1 rRNA gene is annotated in these 600 nt (G+C 54.0%); it reads left to right on the forward strand.

Annotated features, from left to right (window positions below):
• Positions 1 to 600, forward strand: a 23S ribosomal RNA gene (locus tag IE267_RS39330); the annotation flags it as partial.

Below are 600 nucleotides of genomic sequence, written 5' to 3' on the forward strand. Positions count from 1 at the left end.
AAAAACACAGGTCCGTGCGAAGCCGTAAGGCGATGTATACGGACTGACGCCTGCCCGGTGCTGGAACGTTAAGGGGACCGGTTAGTCACATTTCGGTGTGGCGAAGCTGAGAACTTAAGCGCCAGTAAACGGCGGTGGTAACTATAACCATCCTAAGGTAGCGAAATTCCTTGTCGGGTAAGTTCCGACCTGCACGAATGGCGTAACGACTTCTCGACTGTCTCAACCATAGGCCCGGTGAAATTGCACTACGAGTAAAGATGCTCGTTTCGCGCAGCAGGACGGAAAGACCCCGGGACCTTTACTACAGTTTGATATTGGTGTTCGGTTCGGCTTGTGTAGGATAGGTGGGAGACTTTGAAGCGGCCACGCCAGTGGTTGTGGAGTCGTCGTTGAAATACCACTCTGGTCGTGCTGGATGTCTAACCTCGGTCCGTGATCCGGATCAGGGACAGTGTCTGATGGGTAGTTTAACTGGGGCGGTTGCCTCCTAAAGAGTAACGGAGGCGCCCAAAGGTTCCCTCAGCCTGGTTGGCAATCAGGTGTTGAGTGTAAGTGCACAAGGGAGCTTGACTGTGAGACCGACGGGTCGAGCAGGGA

The sequence above is a fragment of the Streptomyces xanthochromogenes genome, assembly GCF_014650455.1.
GTDB classification, from domain to species: Bacteria; Actinomycetota; Actinomycetes; order Streptomycetales; family Streptomycetaceae; genus Streptomyces; species Streptomyces xanthochromogenes.